This window comes from Pantoea sp. PvP021, assembly GCF_054056055.1.
Genome location: NZ_JBSRXX010000001.1, coordinates 1804031 through 1823862 on the forward strand (window position 1 = coordinate 1804031; position 19832 = coordinate 1823862).

The window sequence follows — 19832 nt, forward strand, 5'->3', positions numbered from 1 at the left end:
AACACACTGGAGGTTGTATGGGTCTGTTTAATTTTGTGAAAGAAGCCGGTGAAAAATTATGGGATGCCGTGAATGGCGGCGATGACCAGAATAAAAAGCTGCAGGATCACATCAACAAGCTCGGGTTACCCGACAGCGACAAAGTGGATGTGAAGGTCAACGGCGATACCGTGACCGTGACGGGCGATGGCCTTTCCCAGGAGCTGAAAGAGAAGATTCTGATCGCAGCCGGTAACGTTGCAGGCATCACCAAAGTGGAAGATAAGGTGACCGTGACAGACAGCGCGGCCGAGTCAGAACTTTACACCGTGAAAAAAGGCGACACGCTGAGCGCAATTTCCAAACAGGTTTATGGAAATGCCAACGAATACAACAAGATTTTCGAAGCGAATAAGCCAATGCTCTCTCATCCTGATAAGATCTATCCTGGCCAGGTTTTACGTATTCCAAAATAACGGACAAGGATAACTTATGAGCAGGATGGTTTGGGTTCCGGTGGCGCTCTCTCTGGTGACGCTGAGCGGTTGCAGCAGTAGCGCCAGCAACCCGCAGGTCAGAGAGCTGCATCAGGAAGTGAGTCAGCTTAATCAGCAGATGCAGCACCTGACCACGCAGGCCAGCGCGCTGGAGATTCAGGGGCAGTTAAACAGCCATTCGCAGCAAGGCGCGTGGCTGATCCCGCAGGCGAACACGCCGGTGGCACTGCAAACCCAGCTCGGCACGCTGCGACTGTCGCTCTCGCCTGTCACCGCTGAAGCCAGCGGCTCGCGGACAACCCTGACGGTACGCTCAATGGACGATCGCCCCTTGCCCGCCCTGCACGCTACGGTGAACTGGGGCGAACTCGATTCGGCAACCGGTAAACCACTGAGTAACGGCAGTCTGAGTCAGACGATAGCGGTGCCTGCCTCGCTGCTGCCCCAGCATTCGGTGAGCATACCGCTGCGACTCAGCGGCCTCACGCCGGATCAATCAGGTTATGTCCGCGTGCATAACGTCACCGGCGACGCACCTGCCCAGACCTCCCCTGCTGCACCCTGATCTGATCACAGGTGCAAAAAAAAACGGGCAGCCACATGGCTGCCCGTTTTTATTTCTCTGCGGCGATTAAGGCAGGATAGAAGGCTGATCGGCGCCCTCTTTCTCGACTTTCTGCACCAGCATATGTTCACGCTTCATGCCCAGCTTCAGCGCCAGCGCCGAAGAGACATAAATTGATGAAATCGTACCAATCGTCACACCAATCAGCATGGTCAGTGAGAAGCCTTTCAGCAGCGCACCACCAAACACGAAGAGGATGAGGATCATCGCCAGCGTGGTCAGCGAGGTAATCAGCGTACGGCTTAACGTCTGGGTCAGTGACACGTTAGTAATATCGTAAGAGCTGCCGCGACGGATCTTGCGGAAGTTTTCACGAATACGGTCCGACACCACGATTTTATCGTTAAGCGAGTAGCCAATCACCGACATCAGTGAGGCAACAATCGTCAGGTCGATTTCAATGCGGAACAGCGCCAGCAGGCCGCAGGTGATGATCACGTCATGCGCCAGCGCCAGCACGGTACCCAGCGCCAGACGCCACTCAAAGCGAAAACCGATGTAGATCAGAATCGCAATCAGCGCGGACAACAGCGCCATCGCACCCGCCTGCGCCAGGTCGCTGCCCACACTCGGACCCACGAACTCAATGCGCTTAACGGTAGCATTCTGCTGGGTGGTCTGGTTAATCACCGACACCACTTTATTGCCTAACTCGGTGCCCGCCGGGCCGGTAACCGGTGCCATACGCACCATGACGTCACGGCTGCTGCCAAAGTTCTGCACCAGCGGCTCGTCAAAGCCCGCTTTCACCAGATCACCACGCAGGACTTCAAGATCGGCCGGTTTTTCCAGCGCGATCTCAATCACCGTACCACCGGTGAAATCGAGGCCCCAGTTAAAACCACGCACACCCACGATAGCAATCGCGGCGAGAATCAGCAGTCCCGAAATGATGAAGGCCAGCTTATCCCAGCGCATAAAGTCGACGACTTTACGCCCGTGGTTCAACTGCTCAATGTTATATTCCTGTGCCACAACGCACTCCTCAGATAGACAGCTTGTTGATGCGTTTGCCACCGTAAACCAGGTTAACAATGGCACGGGTACCGACAATCGCGGTGAACATTGAGGTTGCGATACCAATTGCTGTGGTAATAGCAAAGCCTTTGATCGAACCGGTGCCGACTGCATAAAGAATGATAACTTTGATCAGGGTGGTCACGTTCGCATCGACAATACTGGAGAAGGCGCCTTTATAGCCCTCATGAATTGCCTGCTGAACCGAGCGCCCGTTACGCAGCTCTTCTTTAATACGTTCGTTAATCAGCACGTTGGCATCCACCGCCACCGCCAGCGTTAACACGATACCGGCAATACCCGGCATGGTCAGGGTCGCACCCGGCAACAGCGACATAATGCCGACAATCAGCACCAGGTTAACCAGCAGCGCGCTGGTCGCTATCAGACCAAACTTCTTGTAGAACACCACCATAAACAGGATCGACGCAAGCAGACCCCACAGGCAGGCTTCCAGACCCTGAGTAATATTCTGCTGACCCATGGTCGGCCCGATAGTACGCTCTTCCACAATCTGGATGGGCGCAATCAACGCACCGGCACGTAGCAGCAGCGAGAGCTGACGCGCTTCGTTCGGGTTGTTGATACCGGTGATGCGGAAGCTGTTCCCCAGACGAGACTGGATGTTGGCGACGTTAATCACCTCTTCCTGTTTCACCAGAATTGAACGGCCGTTGGCATCTTTCTTACCACTGTCTTTGTACTCCACAAACAGAGTCGCCATCGGCTTGCCGATGTTGTCCTTGGTGAAGTTCGACATGATGTTACCGCCTGCGCCATCCAGTGAAATGTTCACCTGTGGCTGGTTGTACTCATCCATGCTGGAAGTCGAGTCGGTGATATGGTCACCGGTCAGGATCACCCGCTTGTAGAGCACCACCGGCTGGCCATCACGCATGTCTTTAACTTCAGAGTCACCCGGTACACGACCACTGGCCGCTACGGTTGGATCCACGCTGGTGTTTACCAGACGGAATTCCAGCGTCGCCGTTGCACCCAGAATCTCTTTAGCGCGTGCCGTATCCTGAATACCCGGCAGCTCAACTACGATGCGATCGGAACCCTGACGCTGTACCAGCGGTTCAGCCACGCCCAGCTGGTTCACACGGTTACGCAGAATAGTAATGTTCTGCTGAACCGCATATTCACGCGCTTCGCTGAGACGAGCATCGCTCATGGTGGCACGCAGGGCATCGCTGCCGCTGCTGTTGATCACCAGATCCTGATGACGCGAGGTCAGCCAGGAGATCGCCGCATCGCGGCTGGCTGCGTCACGGAAACGAATTTCCACGCCGTAGTTCGCGATTTTGTTGACGGTGGTGTAAGGGATACTTTTGGTGCGCAGGTCGCTACGCAGCGAGTCAGCATTCTGCTCCTGCAGTTTGCCGAGTGCGGTGTCCATGTCCACTTCCATCAGGAAGTGCACACCACCACGCAGATCGAGACCGAGTTTCATCGGTTCTGCTGACAGCATCGACAGCCAGCGAGGCGTGGCTGGCGCGAGGTTCAGCGCAACAACGTAGTTTTCACCCAGCGCTTTCATGATCGCTTCACGGGCGCGTAACTGCACATCCGTATTATTGAAGCGCGCGGTAATCGCACCATTTTCCAGCGCAACAGATTTGCTCTGGATATTGTCTTGTTTTAATGCGGACTGAATTTGATCCAACGTCTGCTCACTGGCGGCGCTTCCGCGCGCACCAGTGATTTGAACGGCCGGATCCTCACCATACAGGTTGGGAAGCGCATAGAGCAGGCCGACGAGAATCACGACGACCAGCATCACGTACTTCCACAAAGGATAACGATTTAACACGGCAGTTCCCTTAGGGAAGAAAGAATTACAGCGCCTTGATAGTGCCTTTAGGCAGCACGGCGGCGACGAAATCACGTTTAATGACGACTTCATTGGTGTCATTCAGCGCGATAGCTACGTAGCCCGTGTCAGAGACTTTTGTTACGCGGCCTACAAGGCCACCGCTGGTCAGCACTTCATCACCCTTAGAGATGGAATCCATCAGCTTCTTGTGCTCTTTCGCACGTTTCTGCTGCGGACGCAGGATCATGAAATAGAAAATCAGACCAAACACCACCAGCATGATCACCAGAGAATACGGACTTCCCTGAGACGGTGCGCCTGCTGCGGCCACGGCGTCAGAAATGAAAAAGCTCATTAAATTTCCCTCATTGATGAATTATCAGACGTTAAAGGCGGAACTTCTTTGCCCGTCCGTTGGTAGAACTCGTTTACAAAGCGCTCTAATTTACCCTCTTCGATGGCCTGGCGTAAACCTGCCATCAGGCGCTGGTAATAGCGCAAATTGTGGATAGTGTTCAGACGCGCGCCCAGTATTTCGTTACAACGGTCGAGATGATACAAGTAGGCGCGGCTATAATTGCGACAGGTGTAACAATCACACTCCGCATCCAGTGGCGCAGTGTCATCTTTGTATCTGGCGTTGCGGATTTTCACCACACCCTCGGTCACAAACAGATGACCATTTCGGGCATTACGGGTCGGCATCACGCAGTCAAACATATCGACGCCGCGACGGACGCCCTCAACCAGATCTTCTGGCTTGCCGACACCCATCAGATAACGCGGTTTATCCTGCGGAAGCTGCGGACAGACGTGCTCAAGAATACGGTGCATGTCCTGCTTAGGCTCACCCACCGCCAGGCCGCCCACAGCGTACCCATCAAAGCCAATCTCTACCAGACCTTTCACCGAGACATCTCGTAAATCTTCGTAAACCGAGCCCTGAATAATGCCAAATAGCGCATTTTTATTGCCCAGGCTGTCAAAACGGTCACGACTGCGTTGCGCCCAGCGCAGCGACATCTCCATCGAGCGTTTGGCGTAGTCCCAGTCCGCCGGATAGGGCGTACATTCATCGAAAATCATCACGATGTCGGAACCGAGGTCATACTGAATCTCCATCGATTTTTCCGGATCGAGGAAGATCGGGTCGCCGTTGATCGGGTTACGGAAATGCACGCCCGCTTCGGTGATTTTACGGATGTCGCCCAGGCTGAAGACCTGGAAGCCGCCGGAGTCGGTCAGGATCGGCCCTTTCCACTGCATAAAGTCATGCAGATCGCCATGCAGTTTCATGATCTCCTGACCCGGACGCAGCCAGAGGTGGAAGGTATTGCCCAGAATGATCTGCGCGCCGGTCTCCTGCACTTCTTCCGGCGTCATGCCTTTAACGGTGCCATAGGTGCCAACAGGCATAAACGCAGGGGTTTCCACCACACCGCGATCAAAAATCAGACGGCCACGGCGTGCGCGCCCATCTGTGGTATCAAGTTCAAATTTCACAAAGCCTCCATCGGAGAAACAGTCCGATGCAGATAACCTTCAGTCGCTCTCAGTCGATTCCGGCTATCGGTTAATAAATCAGTCGCCCACTTTTTCCAGCGGCGCCTGCGGATTTTTGCTGATAAACATCGCGTCACCATAACTGAAGAAACGATATTGCTCAGCCACGGCTGCGCGGTACGCGGCCATGGTGTGCTGATAACCGGCAAACGCCGAGACCAGCATAATCAGAGTCGATTCGGGCAGATGGAAGTTGGTGATCAGCGCATCGATCACCTGATACTCATAGCCCGGATAGATAAAAATCTGGGTATCGTCGAAGAACGGCGCAATCAGGGCATCCTGACTCGCTTTGGCGGCGCTCTCCAGCGAACGGACAGAGGTGGTGCCGACAGCGACTACTTTATTGCCGCGTGCTTTACAGGCCAGCACCGCATCAACAACCTCCTGCGGCACTTCGGCATATTCAGCATGCATGTGATGCTCTTCGATGGTGTCGACGCGCACCGGCTGGAAGGTTCCTGCACCGACATGCAGCGTCACAAACGCCATCTCAATGCCCTTCTCTTTCAGCGCCTGCAGCAGCGGTTCATCAAAATGCAGACCGGCGGTCGGTGCCGCAACGGCACCCGGACGGGCGCTGTAAACTGTCTGATAGAGCTCGCGATCCGCCTCTTCATCCGGACGGTCGATATAAGGCGGCAGAGGCATATGGCCAACGCTGTTGAGGATGTCGAGCACCGCGCGCTCATCATCAAACACAATCTCAAACAGCGCATCGTGACGCGCCACCATCGTCGCTTTGACGCTCTCGTCTTCGCCCAGCAGCAGTTCTGCTCCCGGCTTCGGCGCTTTCGAGGCGCGCACATGGGCCAGCACACGCTTGTCGTCAAGCATCCGCTCCACCAGCATCTCGATTTTGCCGCCACTGGCTTTGCGGCCAAAGACGCGCGCCGGAATCACACGGGTGTTATTGAACACCAGCAGATCGCCCGGATTCAGCTTATCCAGCACGTCGGTGAACACACCGTGCGACAGCGTCCCGCTGGGACCATCGAGCGACAGCAGACGACAGCCGCTGCGCTGCGCCTGGGGATAGTGAGCAATCAGGGATTCGGGCAGTTCAAAAGCAAAATCGGCGACACGCATGAAAGAGTTCTTTCTCAGGCAAAAACAGGCGGCACAGTTTAGCGGAAAATCGACCAATTCTGAACAACTGGCTGCGCAAAGGCAGTTCAGCCTATAATGCGGCATGAACTTTCTTGCTCATCTCCATCTGGCTAAGCTGGCCGACAGCTCCTTACTCGGCAATTTAATGGCCGATTTTGTGCGTGGCAACCCGCACCAGCACTGGTCTGCGCCCGTCGCGGACGGCATTCTGATGCACCGTCGTCTCGATGTGATGACCGATGCGCTGCCGGAAGTGCGCAGCGCCCGTCAGCTATTCCGTGCCGAAACCTATCGCGTGGCACCCATTACGCTGGACGTCATCTGGGACCATTTTCTGGCCCGGCACTGGCAGCACTTCACGCCCGGCCAGACCCTGGTGCACTTTTCTGCCGCCGCCGAGCGCGAGATCATGCCGCAACTGACAGACACCCCCATCGAGTTTCAGGAACTCAACGCGGTGATGTGGCGCGAGCGCTGGTTTGAGCATTATGCCCAGCCCGCGCGGCTGGAGCGGGTGCTGCACGGCATGGCCAGCCGCCGTCCACGCCTGGCGGCCCTGCGCGACTCCTACCACGATTTCACGCAACACTATGATCAGCTGGAAGCGCTGTTTTTTGTTTTTTATCCGCGTTTAATGGCGCTGGCGACCAGCAGAACCCTGTAAAACACGATCCTCTGCTGCCGGGCTGGCGGACGCCAGCTTTCGTCCGCCGGGAAAGCGCCTAACCCGACCCCCGCATCATCTTGCCATTGCTGCCTATCTGCGGCTTAATGAAGCCTTTCTTAACAATAGTTAAGTAAATATCACAGCCAGACCGCCTGTTCAGGCGTGCCTTCCGTTCGTTTTGACCAAAAGACATAAGAGGAAAAGATGTCATCCGCTTCGCATTCTGAAATTGACGCGCGTTACCGTTACGCCTGCGACATCGCCCGTGCGGCGGCCAGCCGGGCTTATTCGTGGTATCAGCAGCGTCAGACACTGGTGGTGGAACACAAAAGGGATTTGCAGGACGTGGTCAGCGAGGCTGATCGTAACGTTGAGGCATTGATTAAGACATTAATCGCTGAGCGCTTTCCTGACGATGCTGTCTATGGCGAAGAGAGCGGCGGTGAGGTTCAGGGCGCGCCCTTTATCTGGGTGGTCGATCCCATCGACGGCACCGCCTGCTTCGTCAACGGCCTGCCTAACTGGTGCGTCTCGCTGGCGGTGGTCTGTGACGGCGAACCAGTGATCGGCGTGGTCTGCGATCCCAATCATCAGGAGCTGTTTCACGCACGAGCAGGTCAGGGTGCGTGGGTTAATGAGAGCCGTTTGCAGGTTCATAGCGCGACGCATCTCAACGAGGGTTTGCTCGGCATCAGCAACTCCAGTCGCACCCCTGCCGAAAGCGTCTCGCGCCTGATTAGCGGCTTAACTGAACAGGGTGGCATGTTTATCCGCATCGGTTCTGGCGCGCTGACCAGCGCCTGGGCGGCCGCCGGGCGACTGATTGGCTACTATGAAGCGCATATGCATCCCTGGGATAGTCTGCCGGGCATCGTCCTGATGCGCGAAGCGGGCGGCGTTACTAATGATTATCTGCGCAACGAAGGACTCAAAAACGGCAACCCGGTGTTGCTGGCCAATGCGACTCTTTATCCAAAAATCAAAGCGCTGACCGATAATCGCGCGCTGGAGGAGTAAATGACGCTGCCAGGCCTGTACCGCTGCGCGCTGATCCTCTGTTCTCTCTGGCTGTTAAGTCCGGTGTCACAGGCGGCGGATTACCAGCTGGAGAAAGTGGTCGAACTGAGCCGTCACGGTGTCCGTCCGCCCACCCCCGGCAATCGTAAAGAGATTGAAGCCGCCAGCCAGCAACCCTGGACGCAGTGGACCACCGCCGATGGTGAGCTGACCGGTCATGGCTACAGCGCGGTGGTCAATAAAGGACGCTGGCAAGGCGAGCACTATCGCCAGCTCGGCCTGCTGGGCGCGGGCTGTCCTGATGCGGCACAGGTCTACGTGCGCGCCAGTCCGCTGCAGCGCACCCGTGCCACGGCCGCAGCGCTGACTGACGGGGCCTTTCCCGGCTGCGGCGTGCCGGTGCATCACGTAGCGGGCGAAGTCGATCCCCTGTTTCAGAGTGAAAAGCTGACGATCACCCAGAGCGATCCTGCTCAGGAGCTGGCGGCTAAGCAGCAGAAAGCGGGCGATCTGGCGCGGCTGCAACAGCAGTTGCAACCCGCCATTCAGCAGCTGAAAGCCGCCGTCTGCCCGCCCGCGACTGACTGCCCCCTCTTTGATGCGCCCTGGTCGTTCCGGCAAACCCGTAACGGCAACACATACGTTTACGGGCTGAGTGTGATGGCAAGCATGGTGGAGACGCTGCGACTGGGCTACAGCGAAAACCTGCCGTTGGACCAGCTCGCCTGGGGACACATCACCTCGGCCGCACAGATCACCACGCTGCTGCCGCTGCTGAGCGCAAACTACGATCTTAGCAACGACGTGCTCTATCAGGCACAGCGCCGTGGCTCAATATTGCTCAACGCCCTGCTGGAGGCGATTGCTTCCGATAGCGCGCCGGGCCGCTGGCTGATTCTGGTGGCACATGACACCAATATTGCGATGGTGCGCACCCTGATGGGCTTTAGCTGGCAGTTGCCAGGCTATTCACGCGGCAACATTCCACCGGGCAGTAGTCTGGTGCTGGAGCGCTGGCGCGACACCCACAGCGGCGAACGTTTTTTGCGGCTCTATTTCCAGGCGCAGAGTCTGGATGGGATTCGTCAGCTGCAACCGATTGATGATAAACATCCGTTATTACGTCAGGAGTGGCATCAGCATGACTGCAGAATCACCGATGTCGGCCTGCTCTGCCCTTATCAATCCACGCTGACTCAGCTACGAAAAAAGCTGGATAACAGCGCTGTGCTGCCGGTTTCGGTTATATTGCCCTGAGTCTGTGGCTAATCAAATTCAGGCCGCAGCATCAACGCGGCCTGAATAATGTTAACCGCTGTTAATTAACGCCATTCCGACCTTTTCTTATTTAAATCGCCTGACTATCAGCGCCACTCGTTTTGTTTTACGATAGACCCGTCAATCATCCCTTTATTAACTATTTTCCTGTAATTCTTGAGTATTTCGGCGACTGGTTTCGCCGTTTTTTATTTCTCTCTTTCTGTCTTCTCCCCCTGTGCCCATGTACCCACACGCGCTCTCGCCTGAAGCTACATACCCGGCCTGGAAAATAGTAAGGTTGAATTTAATTGCCTCCTTAAAATCAACCTGTTAATCCCTTACCTGCTGATTACGGGAGTCAGGAACACTTCTGCGCAGAATACTGAATTCCGCGGCACTGTCCTGATATATCGATCGATTCCCCAGATACCACATAATAAATTCATTATTGTTTTTTACTCCTATTTTCCTCATCACCCTTCTTTTGTAATAACTAACGGACTTCTCAGTCAGCCCTAACCATTCGGCTATCTGCTTCAGGGTCATGCCGGTCATAAAGAACCAGGTGACAGCGACTTCATTCTCAGTAAATGACATGCAGCGTTGGGTATTATCCATAAACGTCACAGTTCCTCCATTGCTTAAAACGGATTAAATAATGTTGTAAAAGCTGTAAACAGCGTTATTCTGCCAGTCTGGAACCAGCGTATATAAGGTGAAAACTAATTCAGGTTTTTAGTGAAAACGGCCTCTTTTCCGACGTCATCGACCAGCGTGTATTCAACGGTCATTTTTTTATTTTTTATTACTTCAGGCAAACTAAAACCTTTATTTTCATAAGGAGCAATCATTCTGTCCATGCCCAGTTTTAGTGACTGCTCTCCAGCCAATGACGTAACTTTTAATGAAACAGGCGTCACAAAATAGGGCGTAGGATTACTCAGCTCGAGTGAATGACCGTTGTCGGCAATGCGGACGTTTATAGCGCCGCCAATACTGTTAATGTCCATACTGCTATTGAAAGGCCGATAGGTAATTCTCAGCTGGGTGTTTAATCCGACTTCTATTTTATTGGCCGTTTTCTCCTGCTGAGAAGATTTGACACCCGGAATTTCATAGAGATTTATCCAGAATACGGACTCACGATCACGGGGTAAATCAAGTATTTTTTCCGTCGGCAGTATCTTAAGGTTCAGAATTTTACCCGGTGTCATCCTGGCGACTGCTGGAATAATAGCAAAAGGGTAATTTTTTTCTTTATTAATATCGCCGGCGCTTCCATCATCAACCCAGCTCTGAAGTAACACCGGCGCCTGACTGTCGTTGTTGACGATGAGCAGGCGCCTGCCGCTGTCCTTGCTGCTGAACAGCACCCTGTCCTGCAACGGCATAATCGTGGCATGGAGTTCCGCCGCATTAAACAGAAAAATAAAACTCACCCAATATAAAAAATATCTCATCACCAGTACCTCACAATAATATGCGCCGTCGCATCTATTTTCCCAGGCGTGACAGGTTTTGCGGGGTCAACGATGCCATAGAATGCGAAATACTGAGACGTGATATCTACCTGAGTGGGGGTATTTTGAGAACGCGAGATTTCCCCATCCAGAAGAGAAAACCAGCCTTTTGTATAATCATTAGTGTATGCGTTGGTTATAAATCCGACCGTCTTACCGGCAACAGACACACCTATGCCGACGTTTGACGCATATCCATCCTGTCCATAATTATCCGATAACGCATAACGTGACCACAAAACGTTGTTCCCGGACATAGGATGATCAGTGCTGAATGCGACCGAAATTTTATCAGGTCCAACACCTGCATTCCGGTTGATAAAGCCATTAACGAGCGCTCCACCGCACCGATAGGTTACAGTAAAGTCCTTACCTATTGTTTCAAAATCAGACTTCAACGCAGTGACAGTGACTGGCGGTAAAATGACAGGATTTGTATAGCTGTAGACGCGACATCCCCAGGGCGTTTGCACGAACGTGTTTGCCGTAGAGTATTGCATCCCAAAGCCAATCCAGTTCCAGTTACTGAACCCGTCCCAGTTCGTGTTACTGTCAGCACCTGGGATAGTGATATTTTTTTTGTCGTTCCAGCCCGGCCCGACAAAAACCGTATAGCCGTTGGGCTGGGGACAGGTATATGCAATACCGCTGGCGGAATCATCCGCAGGGCCATTACATCCCCAATGCGCAACCGGATCGCCTCCTCTCATTGTGGATGGTAAGCGGTAAATTTCTGCCGTCACACCGCTGAAGTCACGGGCATAAAAGTTGAGCTTGTTACCCTCCCGGTGCCCTTCAATTGGTGAATGCTGCCAGTACCTTGAGAACACCTTACCGTCACTGTCACGAATCAGTTTGATGCCGATAAAAGGAAAATAGGTCTGATAGACGCCCTCTCCCGCGCTGATATTGCCCCCCACGTTACTGTCGCCGTTAGTGGCAAAATACTCATAGGTCTGTCCCTGATCGGCAAGATCACAGGTGTATAACAGCTGGTTCTCCCCTTCAGGCAAGGATTGAGCCTGCCCTACCGTGGCCGTAGTGGAGCCAATCAGTCCAGTTGGCATAAACTCCGCGGGCTGAAGTTTTATTGAACCAAAAATCAGAGGCACACCGCCTTTACTGTCATCGCCCTGTCTGGCTTTATAGACAGGCTGGCATGTGGCGAAGGCTGACGATGTAAAAAACGCCACGATCGGCAGGGAAAAAATGACTGCATACTTTTTCATGCATAAGGCCTTATTGACAGACTGCGGTAATATAATTCAGCGCTTTCGTGGACTGAGTATCTACAGGCGTATAACGGATGGTGCACTGTTCATCGGGCGCGCTGCCCCACCGGGCGGTCAGTGTCTGACGGTTTTCCAGCCGCAGATAGGTATTACCGGCCTGGCTTACCGTTGCAACGTTATTTACACCGGAATCGAAAATATCTGACCCCAGGGGGACATAGCTGCCATTCGCCCGCCTGAGCTGCATCATGACCGGTATGCCCTGGCGCGTTTTGAAGACCACCCGGTTGACGGAACCCGCGTATGGCGTCACAACGTGCTGGCTGTCAATAATATCGACATCCGCGGATGCCCCTTCCGGCGCATCAAGGTTGATGTTGTTACGTCTGTAAGGCATCAGCGAAGGAACGATTGCATAACCTGAACTGTCGATTTTAATGTTCTGGCCATTGAGTACCGTGGCGCCCTCTGCCCCTTTTGCTTCCACAATGGCAAACGTGTTACTCACGGTATGCCCCAGTGTGATCCCGCCACTGTGCAACGCGATGGCACCGCTCATCGAACCGGATGCCTGCCAGTTTCCCGGAGATTTTGAGACCGTTCCACTCACGTTGGCTTTGGGCAGAATGGTCGCCAGATTCAGACCCGAACTGTTTCCTGAGCGGTCGCGACTGTAATTCACACCCCACTGGGTCGTGTTGTCTTTACCTGCGCTGCCGGACAGCGAGGTCTGGTAGCTGTGTTCACTATTACTATTGATGTATGACGCAGACAGGGTTGTATTACGGGTATCACGCCCGATAGGCACAGAAAAATTCAGCGCAAACTGGGTGTCTTTGTAATATTCCTTGTGCCGTTTTTCGTCAGGTACTCCCCATCTCTGCGCGTCAGAAATCCGGGTGCGGTACTGTCTGGAAATACTGAAATCCATGTGAATGCCGTAAGGCAATGCCGTGTTGTATCCCACCTGATAAGAGGTGTCTTTGTTTCGTCCGTCATAGTAATTTTGCGATGAGCCGGAAACGTAAATGCTGCCCAGTGAACCTAGCGGTTGGCTGACATTGAGCTGAAGACGGTTTTTTTGCATGTACGTTCCCCCCTCCACCGACGACAGCGGGGTGTCCGAGTTGTTCAGGGCAACGATATCCTGAAGATCCCGGTAGCCACGGGTGGAATACCGGTAGCCGGCAAAACTGATGGTGGTGCCAACCGGACCCAGCGTTTTACTGTACTCGGTATTCACCATCCACCCCTGCGTGGCGCTGCCATTTCTGAGTCGCGCATTGGACCAGGTTGCAGAAGAACCGAATGCACCGAGTGACGAAGAATAGATGGCCCCACCGCTGGCCGCCTGATAACCACTGCCGATACGTAACCCGCTGTTTGCCGTTACCGCATTAGAAACGCCATACTTGACGGAAAGCTCGGTAAACTGGTTGTCACGGCTGTAATCATTGATCTCGCCGGCTGAAAAGCTATAGTCCAGGCGTCCGGGGCGGACGGAACCCGGTAGTGTAGAGTAAGGTACTGAATACTCAGTGAGGCTTCCGTCACTTTCCGTCACCCTGACATTGAGGTCTCCACCGTAGAAAGCCGGTGCCAGGTCATCAATTCTGAAGTTACCCGGTGGAACAGTCGTCTCATAGATTTTGTATTTTTTTTGAAAGACTTCGACTTTCGCATTGGTTCTCGCTGTACCTCTCACCGTCGGCGCATACTGAACCATGGAAGGGGGTAACACGCGGTTATCGGTCCTGAGACTTACACCGGTAAAACCGAGCCCGCTGAATGCATCAGAGCCCGAACTGAGCTGGCCTAGCAGCAGCTCACTTCGCAGTGACGGCAAGCCCCGACTGGCGTACAGGCGTGAGGAGTGCCATCTGGACCCAAAACGGTTACGGTTGAAATTCCCCTGCTGCCGGAACTGCCACTTTCCTGCGTTAAAGCCGCTGCTAAGTCCAACATACGTCGAACTCACTCCGCCTGTATGGGTGCTATGTGACTCATACTGGTTGACCGTGTAATTCGAAAATAAGGCGGTACTGCCTGCCTCAAACTCACTTGAGGGAATATAATCATCCGGACGGTATACCAGCAGAGACTGAGGCACAGTAATGTTTACCCGCAGAGAAGAAAGGTCGGGCGAAGTCTTTACCTCCGGCAGAACAGCTTCAAGCGCGTATTTTCTGTCATTAACCAGGGCTTCTGGCTTCTTTTTAAGAGGTAAACTGTTGATAAACTCACCTGTAAATAACGGCGTCAGCGACTTACCTTTCCGTTCAAAAGTCAGCGACTTTTTTGAAAATAATTTATCGTTTATGTAAACAGAAACGTCATATTCACCGGGGTTATAAAATGTGTCTTCTCCTGACAATGCGGAAATATCGCTCAGGCCGCCCGCACTGAGCATGGCGGGGCTGAATTCATATTCTTCCGCATAAATAGAAAACGAGCAGAGAGAAATAAGCAGGTAATAAATTCTGATTTTCATTTTCGTAACAACATCACATCATTTATCTTTAATCAGGAAATTTACTGGCGTGCCATAATCATTGATCATCACCGCATTAAGCGGACCACTAAGACGATCGCCCTTGAGGACTGCGGAATAATCGTCACCCGGCAATAGCGTCAATTTTTCTGCCAGGATCCGCTTTCCATTGCTGATATCTCTGATGGATAGAATATTCGGCGATTTGTTGCTGATCACTAAAGCTTCTCCCTGCAATCGGTATGAAACTTTATTTTCATCTTTCGAAGAAAAAGCATTGACTGCAGCCGGTCTGTAAATAACTTTCAGCCGACTCCGGATGATGATATTCAGCCGGTCATCGTCATTTTCATTTTTCCTGACGCCCGGAATCTGAGTAAAGTCCAGATAAAAGAGCGACTCTCTATTCTGAGGCAACTCACTGGATAACAGTTTAACTTTTACCGTCTGCCCCCCTTTCTCTTTAATTTTAAAAACAGGCGGCACGGCAACAAAATCTGGTTTGTCTTTATTATCCGATTCAACCTGAACAATAAACGGATTGTCACTGGTGTTATCAAACATAATGGTCTTCTCAAGCGTACCCGCCATCACAATACGCGAAGCATTCATGACTACCGCAGCCTGAGTTACGCCACTGATTAAAAAAAAGAAAACTGAAATTATTTTCAGATAAGTCACAAGTTTCATAATTTATTCCAGCCCCGCGAAAACGCGGGGCGCAGTTTTTAAAGATAACTGATAGCGTACTGAACGGTCGCTTCAACCTTACCGGCTGTTGCAGCCCCACCGGTAGCAATATACCGAGCGGTATACTGTGCTTCTCCGCTGGTTTCATTCGGATTGAGCGAGAATGCCTTAGCAGTTGCTTCGCCTGATTTTAAATCAATGACATTATTGTCAGGGTCCAGTAACTGAATCGCGACGTTACTTGCCGGAGAGTCAGTTGCAATATTTTTCAGGTTACCGGAAGCATCAACATTGGATGATGCAAAATGAATTTTAATGTCCTGAGTCGCTGTTTTAGGATCCGTACATCCTGTCAGCTTCATGCTGAAATTTGTGGGTGTAGACGTATTCCCCGTCGCGGAAAGATCGCTGACCTTTGCCGTCTGCAGCAAGATAACAGGTGCAGCTGAAGTTGAATCGTTGACGCTGACGTTACACGTCTGGGCAGAAACTTCACCTTTGAAGCGGATACTGTTTTCCTGTGCTGCATATACACTGCTGGCCGATAATGCGGTCAGGGCAACGAACCCGGTCAATAAAGTTTTTTTAAACATTCCAGTACTCCTTGAAATTTTTTTCTGTTAATAGACATGCTGACTGATGCCTGAGTAAATAAACCAGGAGAGAGAAAATCCAACATGGTTAATACTGTCAGGGCACTTAAATCCATAGACACAATTAAGCCAGCGAAAGCATCTTACGAGCGAAGTGAGATAAACACACCTTTGAATTTCTCTAATCTTGTTTAAATTTATATGAATTTTATATTCAATATTATATTCATAAAAAACAATGAGTTACTTGCAGTACCCACATAAAAAATCATGCAAAACATAAAAATAAATTTGCAATAAAAAGATGTGATATACTTATTTAAACTGATCTGATTAGCTTCAGGCTTACAATTTTTCTATTTCACAAAACTTTCACCTGCGCATTAGCCGTATGTTTTATGCGGGGTCTTTATTTCTTTCACTGGTGGAGAATGCTTTGAGCAGAAAAATCACTCTTAACAGTTTTCTGATATTTGAACCGGATAAAAAAAGAATTACCGGCAGGGGCAACCCGGCGGTTATCAGCGCATCCGCATCACTGTGTCTGGAACTTCTCATTGATAATGTAGGGCAACTTGTCACACATCAACAGTTCTATGACTATGTATGGCGTCGGTTTGGTACGGAACCGGCCTCAACGACTCTTTATCAGAATATCTCGGCGCTGAGACGCGCGCTGAATAAAGCCGGTCTTCAGGAAGATATCATCCGGACCATGCCGCGGAAGGGGTTTCTCCTTTCTCCACAGACAACCGTTGAGAGAGAAAGTCTTTTTTCCTTTACATCTGTCAGCACTGAGTCGGAAAGTGCCCACTCTCTCTCCGCCGGCGGCAATGAAATGCCAGAGCACAGCCTCCCTGATGAAAGAATGAGGAATACTCAGAATGAGCAAAAATCAGATTCTGAAAACAAGATTTCTTCATATTCACCCCTGACACAACATCCGTTTTTTTCAGCTTTTTTTAAGTCAAAAAAAATGATGATCGCAACCTTTATGCTTTTTTTGGCACTTTTTTTTTCGTCTTTTTTATATTTCAGATCCGGACCGAATCATAATGACACTGTGTTTATTTACAGCACTAACTACAAAGGCTGCATAATCTTCAATAATGCGGATGGGTGGCTGATAAAGGATGAGGTGAAGGAACAGGTTGATGAGATGAAATTAAATTGCAGTATAGCACCTTATATCTACCTTACCGCATTCAAACATGCAGACAGTCTTTCTTATTTTAACTGCGAGCATCCGTTGAATGGACATGTCAGAGCAAATTGCCGTTCGTATTACTTTGTGAAGAAACTGAATAATGATTAAAGTTATCCTCCTGATTATCTTGTGCATTGTCATCTATTCTTTCGCGCCATTCAGCAGGAACGGTGAAAACACCATTTCTTGTACAGCTGATGTGTCCTATCAATGGAAGCAGGACCGGATGGACTTACTTATTACGCAAACCCTTCTTGACGGAAAAGGCGTTCTTTCAATGTCTGGGATCTTATATGATAAAAATGAAACAAAATCTTATCTGAGTAAAACGATTTCATTTTCATACTTACAGAACCAATTTTTTTACTACTTCAGGTCTGAGCTGATCATGAACTCCCCTCAGATGACGATGAGCCTTTCCGATCAGAAGAAATGGTTACCCGACTTTTTTACAGATAACAATATGCCGCTGGTACTCAAGATCAGGCCTTATGGTAAAGATGCCTGGATTTTTTATGCCGAAAACACACCGCTTTTCATCTGTGAGAGAAGCAATTAACGGCCAGGCTGACGGGTAACTACACGCGGACTCTGCATTCGACTGAAGCGGATCATAAAAACGTACCTCAGGGTGAGTGAACCGAATGTGCCTGGGTCACCACCCGGTTCCGGCCTTCATGCTTGGCCCTGTACAGAAGGTGGTCTGCCACAACCAGCGCTTTTTCTCTGTCATCGCCATCGTGAGCGAGCTCACAAACGCCTGCTGAAATCGTAATGTGCTTCACTGCGGGAAACTGCGCGTTTGCAATGTTTTCACGTATACGGTTTACAACCAATCCGGCTTCGGTCAGCGTTGTGTCTGGAAAAAAAATGACAAACTCTTCACCGCCAAACCGGCAGATGATGTCCTGAGTACGGCATCCTTTTTTTAATAGATCTGATACGGCCACCAGTACCTCGTCCCCTGTATCGTGTCCGAACTGATCATTAACCTGTTTAAAGTGGTCGATATCAAACAGAGCCAGGCTGTGTGAACCCTGTCCCCCGACAAAAGGTGCCGTGAGTTGATCGAAGCCCCGCCGGTTGTGTAATTTCGTCAGATGATCCGTCAGAGCATCATCGCGCAGTATAGAAAATGTTTTATCGATGGCTGCTGAATAAGCCTGAAATGCTTTTTTTAGCCTGTCAGCTTCTTTGTACCACGTTTTAATTCCGTCCATTTTTCCTGATAATCGCCCGATCGCGCCTGAGCTGGTCAGGCGGGCCAGATTTTCGAGTGGCTGTGAAATTCTGGCGGAGATGTAAAGACTCACAACGACCAACAGAAGCGCCAGCACCAGCCCGTAGAGGATCACATCACTTACGATGCGGTTGAGAATTGCGCTCGTCACGTCAGATGAAACGCAGACGAATACATGCCAGTTCGTTTTCACAACGTCCGAATAACCCAGCAGGCAACTCTGTTGATTAAACAGGGTTTTCACTGCGCCATATTTTTTCTGTTTCAGTTGCGCCGACAGATCCGCACTCAGGTTGATGCTTTTTCCGGTCAGAGCCTCATCCGCGGAGTAAACCACTTCACCGGTATCGGAAACAATGCTGACAGTCGTCTTATCAGCATAGAAGTGCTGGTTCAGAAGACGGCTCAGCATACTGCTCCTGGTCAGATAGATTGAGCCTGCCAGATACCCCAGATATTCGCCTGACGGCGAATAGACCGGGTTCGACAAAAAGACGAGATAGTTTCCCGTATAGGGGGTGAGTGGGTCAGAAACAAAAGGGCCTTTTTTTACGGCCTCCAGCTGCCCGGACGCCACACTCAGCGACGTACCGGATGGAATGAAATTTAAGGGAGAAGCGGCCACGACCCGCCCCTCGGGCGACAGGGCCAGCACGGAACTGAACATGTCTGACTGCAGACGTAGCCTGTCGGTTTCATGCTGCAGAACCTGCAAATCCCTGTAGCTGGTTATCTGTGCGGCGCTGAAAGCCAGTTCCTTCTGGGCCGTCCGGAACATGTTATCGGCAGTGTTGGCCAGTTTACGTGCATATGCCGTGCTGGATTCAAGGAGACGTTGTTCTGCCTGGTTCCTCAGCACAAAGCCGGTCACTGTGGAAAGCAGAATTGCTGTAAGGAGTATGCAGCACACAGAGTGCAGGCACAGCAGACTCTTTAGTGAGGGCTTGTTGAACATGGTTTGTCCCTGAATGACTTGTTATTTGTGTTGCCGAATTAATGCTGGCACGGACAGTTAACAAGATAGGGGCGGTCAGGCAATTAGTAAATCAGCATTATTGTTGATACGAATAGAGCCTGAGACGCATTTGCAGGCGTCAATCCAGCGAAATAAAGCGCGGATTGACTGTCATAAGCGCCACATCGATATCGATCACTACAGATGGACGGCCGGTTACGCCCGTCTGCGCGCCTGAACGATAGTCCCGCTAACGCCCGATGACCATTACTTTCACTCCCCTGCGCCAGTGGCCAGGCTCGCGGCCAGAATTCCCCTCCGGGCGCTGACGAACGCCTTCAGACAAAACC

General features: G+C 51.5%; 19 protein-coding genes. 7 read left to right on the forward strand and 12 right to left on the reverse strand.

Annotated features, from left to right (window positions below; genetic code table 11):
- The first annotated feature begins 17 nt into the window (after nt 1-17).
- Nucleotides 18-455, forward strand: coding sequence for a peptidoglycan-binding protein LysM (gene lysM / locus ACVKSX_RS08475; protein ID WP_010671197.1), 438 nt, complete (start codon nt 18-20; stop codon nt 453-455).
- Nucleotides 456-471: 16 nt separating this feature from the next.
- Nucleotides 472-1041 (forward strand): SadB/YajI family lipoprotein, encoded by a 570-nt coding sequence (locus ACVKSX_RS08480; RefSeq protein ID WP_354438521.1) that lies wholly within the window; start codon nt 472-474, stop codon nt 1039-1041.
- Nucleotides 1042-1107: 66 nt separating this feature from the next.
- Here the strand turns inward: ACVKSX_RS08480 and secF are convergent, their stop codons facing one another.
- The 5 genes from secF to queA all read right to left on the reverse strand — a co-directional run bounded on the left by secF (nt 1108) and on the right by queA (nt 6589).
- Nucleotides 1108-2076: a protein translocase subunit SecF gene (gene secF, locus ACVKSX_RS08485; protein ID WP_010255357.1), complete on the reverse strand. Its 969-nt coding sequence runs from the start codon at nt 2074-2076 to the stop codon at nt 1108-1110.
- A 10-nt stretch (nt 2077-2086) separates the two neighbouring features.
- Nucleotides 2087-3934, reverse strand: coding sequence for a protein translocase subunit SecD (secD, locus tag ACVKSX_RS08490; RefSeq protein WP_010255355.1), 1848 nt, complete (start codon nt 3932-3934; stop codon nt 2087-2089).
- 25 nt (nt 3935-3959) lie between these two features.
- Nucleotides 3960-4292 carry a preprotein translocase subunit YajC gene (gene yajC / locus ACVKSX_RS08495; RefSeq protein ID WP_010255353.1) on the reverse strand — a complete coding sequence of 111 codons (333 nt, stop codon included), beginning with the start codon at nt 4290-4292 and terminating at the stop codon, nt 3960-3962.
- Nucleotides 4292-5440, reverse strand: a complete 1149-nt coding sequence (gene tgt, locus ACVKSX_RS08500; RefSeq protein ID WP_010255351.1) for a tRNA guanosine(34) transglycosylase Tgt — start codon at nt 5438-5440, stop codon at nt 4292-4294. The genes yajC and tgt overlap by 1 nt, the downstream gene beginning before the upstream one ends.
- Nucleotides 5441-5518: 78 nt before the next feature.
- Nucleotides 5519-6589: a tRNA preQ1(34) S-adenosylmethionine ribosyltransferase-isomerase QueA gene (gene queA, locus ACVKSX_RS08505; RefSeq protein WP_010671194.1), complete on the reverse strand. Its 1071-nt coding sequence runs from the start codon at nt 6587-6589 to the stop codon at nt 5519-5521.
- A 103-nt stretch (nt 6590-6692) separates the two neighbouring features.
- On the opposite strand from queA, the gene ACVKSX_RS08510 reads away from it, so the two are divergent.
- The 3 genes from ACVKSX_RS08510 (at nt 6693) to ACVKSX_RS08520 (ending at nt 9551) form a co-directional block, all read left to right on the forward strand.
- Nucleotides 6693-7274, forward strand: coding sequence for an ACP phosphodiesterase (locus ACVKSX_RS08510; protein ID WP_064689916.1), 582 nt, complete (start codon nt 6693-6695; stop codon nt 7272-7274).
- A 207-nt stretch (nt 7275-7481) separates the two neighbouring features.
- Nucleotides 7482-8294: an inositol monophosphatase family protein gene (locus ACVKSX_RS08515; RefSeq protein ID WP_064689915.1), complete on the forward strand. Its 813-nt coding sequence runs from the start codon at nt 7482-7484 to the stop codon at nt 8292-8294.
- The gene (locus tag ACVKSX_RS08520) at nt 8295-9551 is read left to right on the forward strand and encodes a histidine-type phosphatase (protein ID WP_354438522.1); all 1257 of its coding nucleotides are present in this window, start codon (nt 8295-8297) and stop codon (nt 9549-9551) included. It begins immediately after the preceding gene.
- Nucleotides 9552-9884: 333 nt separating this feature from the next.
- Here the strand turns inward: ACVKSX_RS08520 and ACVKSX_RS08525 are convergent, their stop codons facing one another.
- The 6 genes from ACVKSX_RS08525 to ACVKSX_RS08550 all read right to left on the reverse strand — a co-directional run bounded on the left by ACVKSX_RS08525 (nt 9885) and on the right by ACVKSX_RS08550 (nt 16080).
- Nucleotides 9885-10172: a helix-turn-helix transcriptional regulator gene (locus tag ACVKSX_RS08525; protein ID WP_010255342.1), complete on the reverse strand. Its 288-nt coding sequence runs from the start codon at nt 10170-10172 to the stop codon at nt 9885-9887.
- 104 nt (nt 10173-10276) lie between these two features.
- Nucleotides 10277-11014 carry a fimbrial biogenesis chaperone gene (locus ACVKSX_RS08530; protein ID WP_354438523.1) on the reverse strand — a complete coding sequence of 246 codons (738 nt, stop codon included), beginning with the start codon at nt 11012-11014 and terminating at the stop codon, nt 10277-10279.
- Nucleotides 11014-12303, reverse strand: coding sequence for a fimbrial protein (locus tag ACVKSX_RS08535; protein WP_022626130.1), 1290 nt, complete (start codon nt 12301-12303; stop codon nt 11014-11016). The genes ACVKSX_RS08530 and ACVKSX_RS08535 overlap by 1 nt, the downstream gene beginning before the upstream one ends.
- Before the next feature lie 10 nt (nt 12304-12313).
- Nucleotides 12314-14797 (reverse strand): fimbria/pilus outer membrane usher protein, encoded by a 2484-nt coding sequence (locus tag ACVKSX_RS08540; protein WP_354438524.1) that lies wholly within the window; start codon nt 14795-14797, stop codon nt 12314-12316.
- 18 nt (nt 14798-14815) lie between these two features.
- Complete coding sequence (locus tag ACVKSX_RS08545; protein WP_354438525.1) at nt 14816-15487, reverse strand: fimbrial biogenesis chaperone; 672 nt, start codon at nt 15485-15487, stop codon at nt 14816-14818.
- 38 nt (nt 15488-15525) lie between these two features.
- Nucleotides 15526-16080, reverse strand: a complete 555-nt coding sequence (locus ACVKSX_RS08550; protein WP_010255336.1) for a fimbrial protein — start codon at nt 16078-16080, stop codon at nt 15526-15528.
- A gap of 391 nt (nt 16081-16471) precedes the next feature.
- Here ACVKSX_RS08550 and ACVKSX_RS08555 point away from each other — a divergent pair, with 391 nt between their 5' ends.
- Complete coding sequence (locus tag ACVKSX_RS08555) at nt 16472-17395, forward strand: winged helix-turn-helix domain-containing protein (RefSeq protein ID WP_010255333.1); 924 nt, start codon at nt 16472-16474, stop codon at nt 17393-17395.
- Nucleotides 17388-17846, forward strand: a complete 459-nt coding sequence (locus ACVKSX_RS08560; RefSeq protein WP_010255330.1) for a hypothetical protein — start codon at nt 17388-17390, stop codon at nt 17844-17846. The genes ACVKSX_RS08555 and ACVKSX_RS08560 overlap by 8 nt, the downstream gene beginning before the upstream one ends.
- A gap of 67 nt (nt 17847-17913) precedes the next feature.
- Here ACVKSX_RS08560 and ACVKSX_RS08565 read toward each other — a convergent pair whose 3' ends face one another.
- Nucleotides 17914-19482: a sensor domain-containing diguanylate cyclase gene (locus ACVKSX_RS08565; protein ID WP_354438526.1), complete on the reverse strand. Its 1569-nt coding sequence runs from the start codon at nt 19480-19482 to the stop codon at nt 17914-17916.
- Nucleotides 19483-19832 lie beyond the last annotated feature (350 nt).

Excerpts from the sequence above, each read along its gene's own strand:
- lysM (WP_010671197.1), top strand. The coding sequence starts at position 18 with ATGGGTCTGTTTAATTTTGTGAAAGAAGCCGGTGAAAAATTATGGGAT.
- ACVKSX_RS08480 (WP_354438521.1), top strand. The coding sequence starts at position 472 with ATGAGCAGGATGGTTTGGGTTCCGGTGGCGCTCTCTCTGGTGACGCTG.
- yajC (WP_010255353.1), bottom strand. The coding sequence starts at position 4,292 with ATGAGCTTTTTCATTTCTGACGCCGTGGCCGCAGCAGGCGCACCGTCT.
- queA (WP_010671194.1), bottom strand. The coding sequence starts at position 6,589 with ATGCGTGTCGCCGATTTTGCTTTTGAACTGCCCGAATCCCTGATTGCT.
- ACVKSX_RS08510 (WP_064689916.1), top strand. The coding sequence starts at position 6,693 with ATGAACTTTCTTGCTCATCTCCATCTGGCTAAGCTGGCCGACAGCTCC.
- ACVKSX_RS08515 (WP_064689915.1), top strand. The coding sequence starts at position 7,482 with ATGTCATCCGCTTCGCATTCTGAAATTGACGCGCGTTACCGTTACGCC.
- ACVKSX_RS08520 (WP_354438522.1), top strand. The coding sequence starts at position 8,295 with ATGACGCTGCCAGGCCTGTACCGCTGCGCGCTGATCCTCTGTTCTCTC.
- ACVKSX_RS08525 (WP_010255342.1), bottom strand. The coding sequence starts at position 10,172 with ATGGATAATACCCAACGCTGCATGTCATTTACTGAGAATGAAGTCGCT.
- ACVKSX_RS08530 (WP_354438523.1), bottom strand. The coding sequence starts at position 11,014 with ATGAGATATTTTTTATATTGGGTGAGTTTTATTTTTCTGTTTAATGCG.
- ACVKSX_RS08535 (WP_022626130.1), bottom strand. The coding sequence starts at position 12,303 with ATGAAAAAGTATGCAGTCATTTTTTCCCTGCCGATCGTGGCGTTTTTT.
- ACVKSX_RS08540 (WP_354438524.1), bottom strand. The coding sequence starts at position 14,797 with ATGAAAATCAGAATTTATTACCTGCTTATTTCTCTCTGCTCGTTTTCT.
- ACVKSX_RS08545 (WP_354438525.1), bottom strand. The coding sequence starts at position 15,487 with ATGAAACTTGTGACTTATCTGAAAATAATTTCAGTTTTCTTTTTTTTA.
- ACVKSX_RS08550 (WP_010255336.1), bottom strand. The coding sequence starts at position 16,080 with ATGTTTAAAAAAACTTTATTGACCGGGTTCGTTGCCCTGACCGCATTA.
- ACVKSX_RS08555 (WP_010255333.1), top strand. The coding sequence starts at position 16,472 with ATGTTTTATGCGGGGTCTTTATTTCTTTCACTGGTGGAGAATGCTTTG.
- ACVKSX_RS08560 (WP_010255330.1), top strand. The coding sequence starts at position 17,388 with ATGATTAAAGTTATCCTCCTGATTATCTTGTGCATTGTCATCTATTCT.
- ACVKSX_RS08565 (WP_354438526.1), bottom strand. The coding sequence starts at position 19,482 with ATGTTCAACAAGCCCTCACTAAAGAGTCTGCTGTGCCTGCACTCTGTG.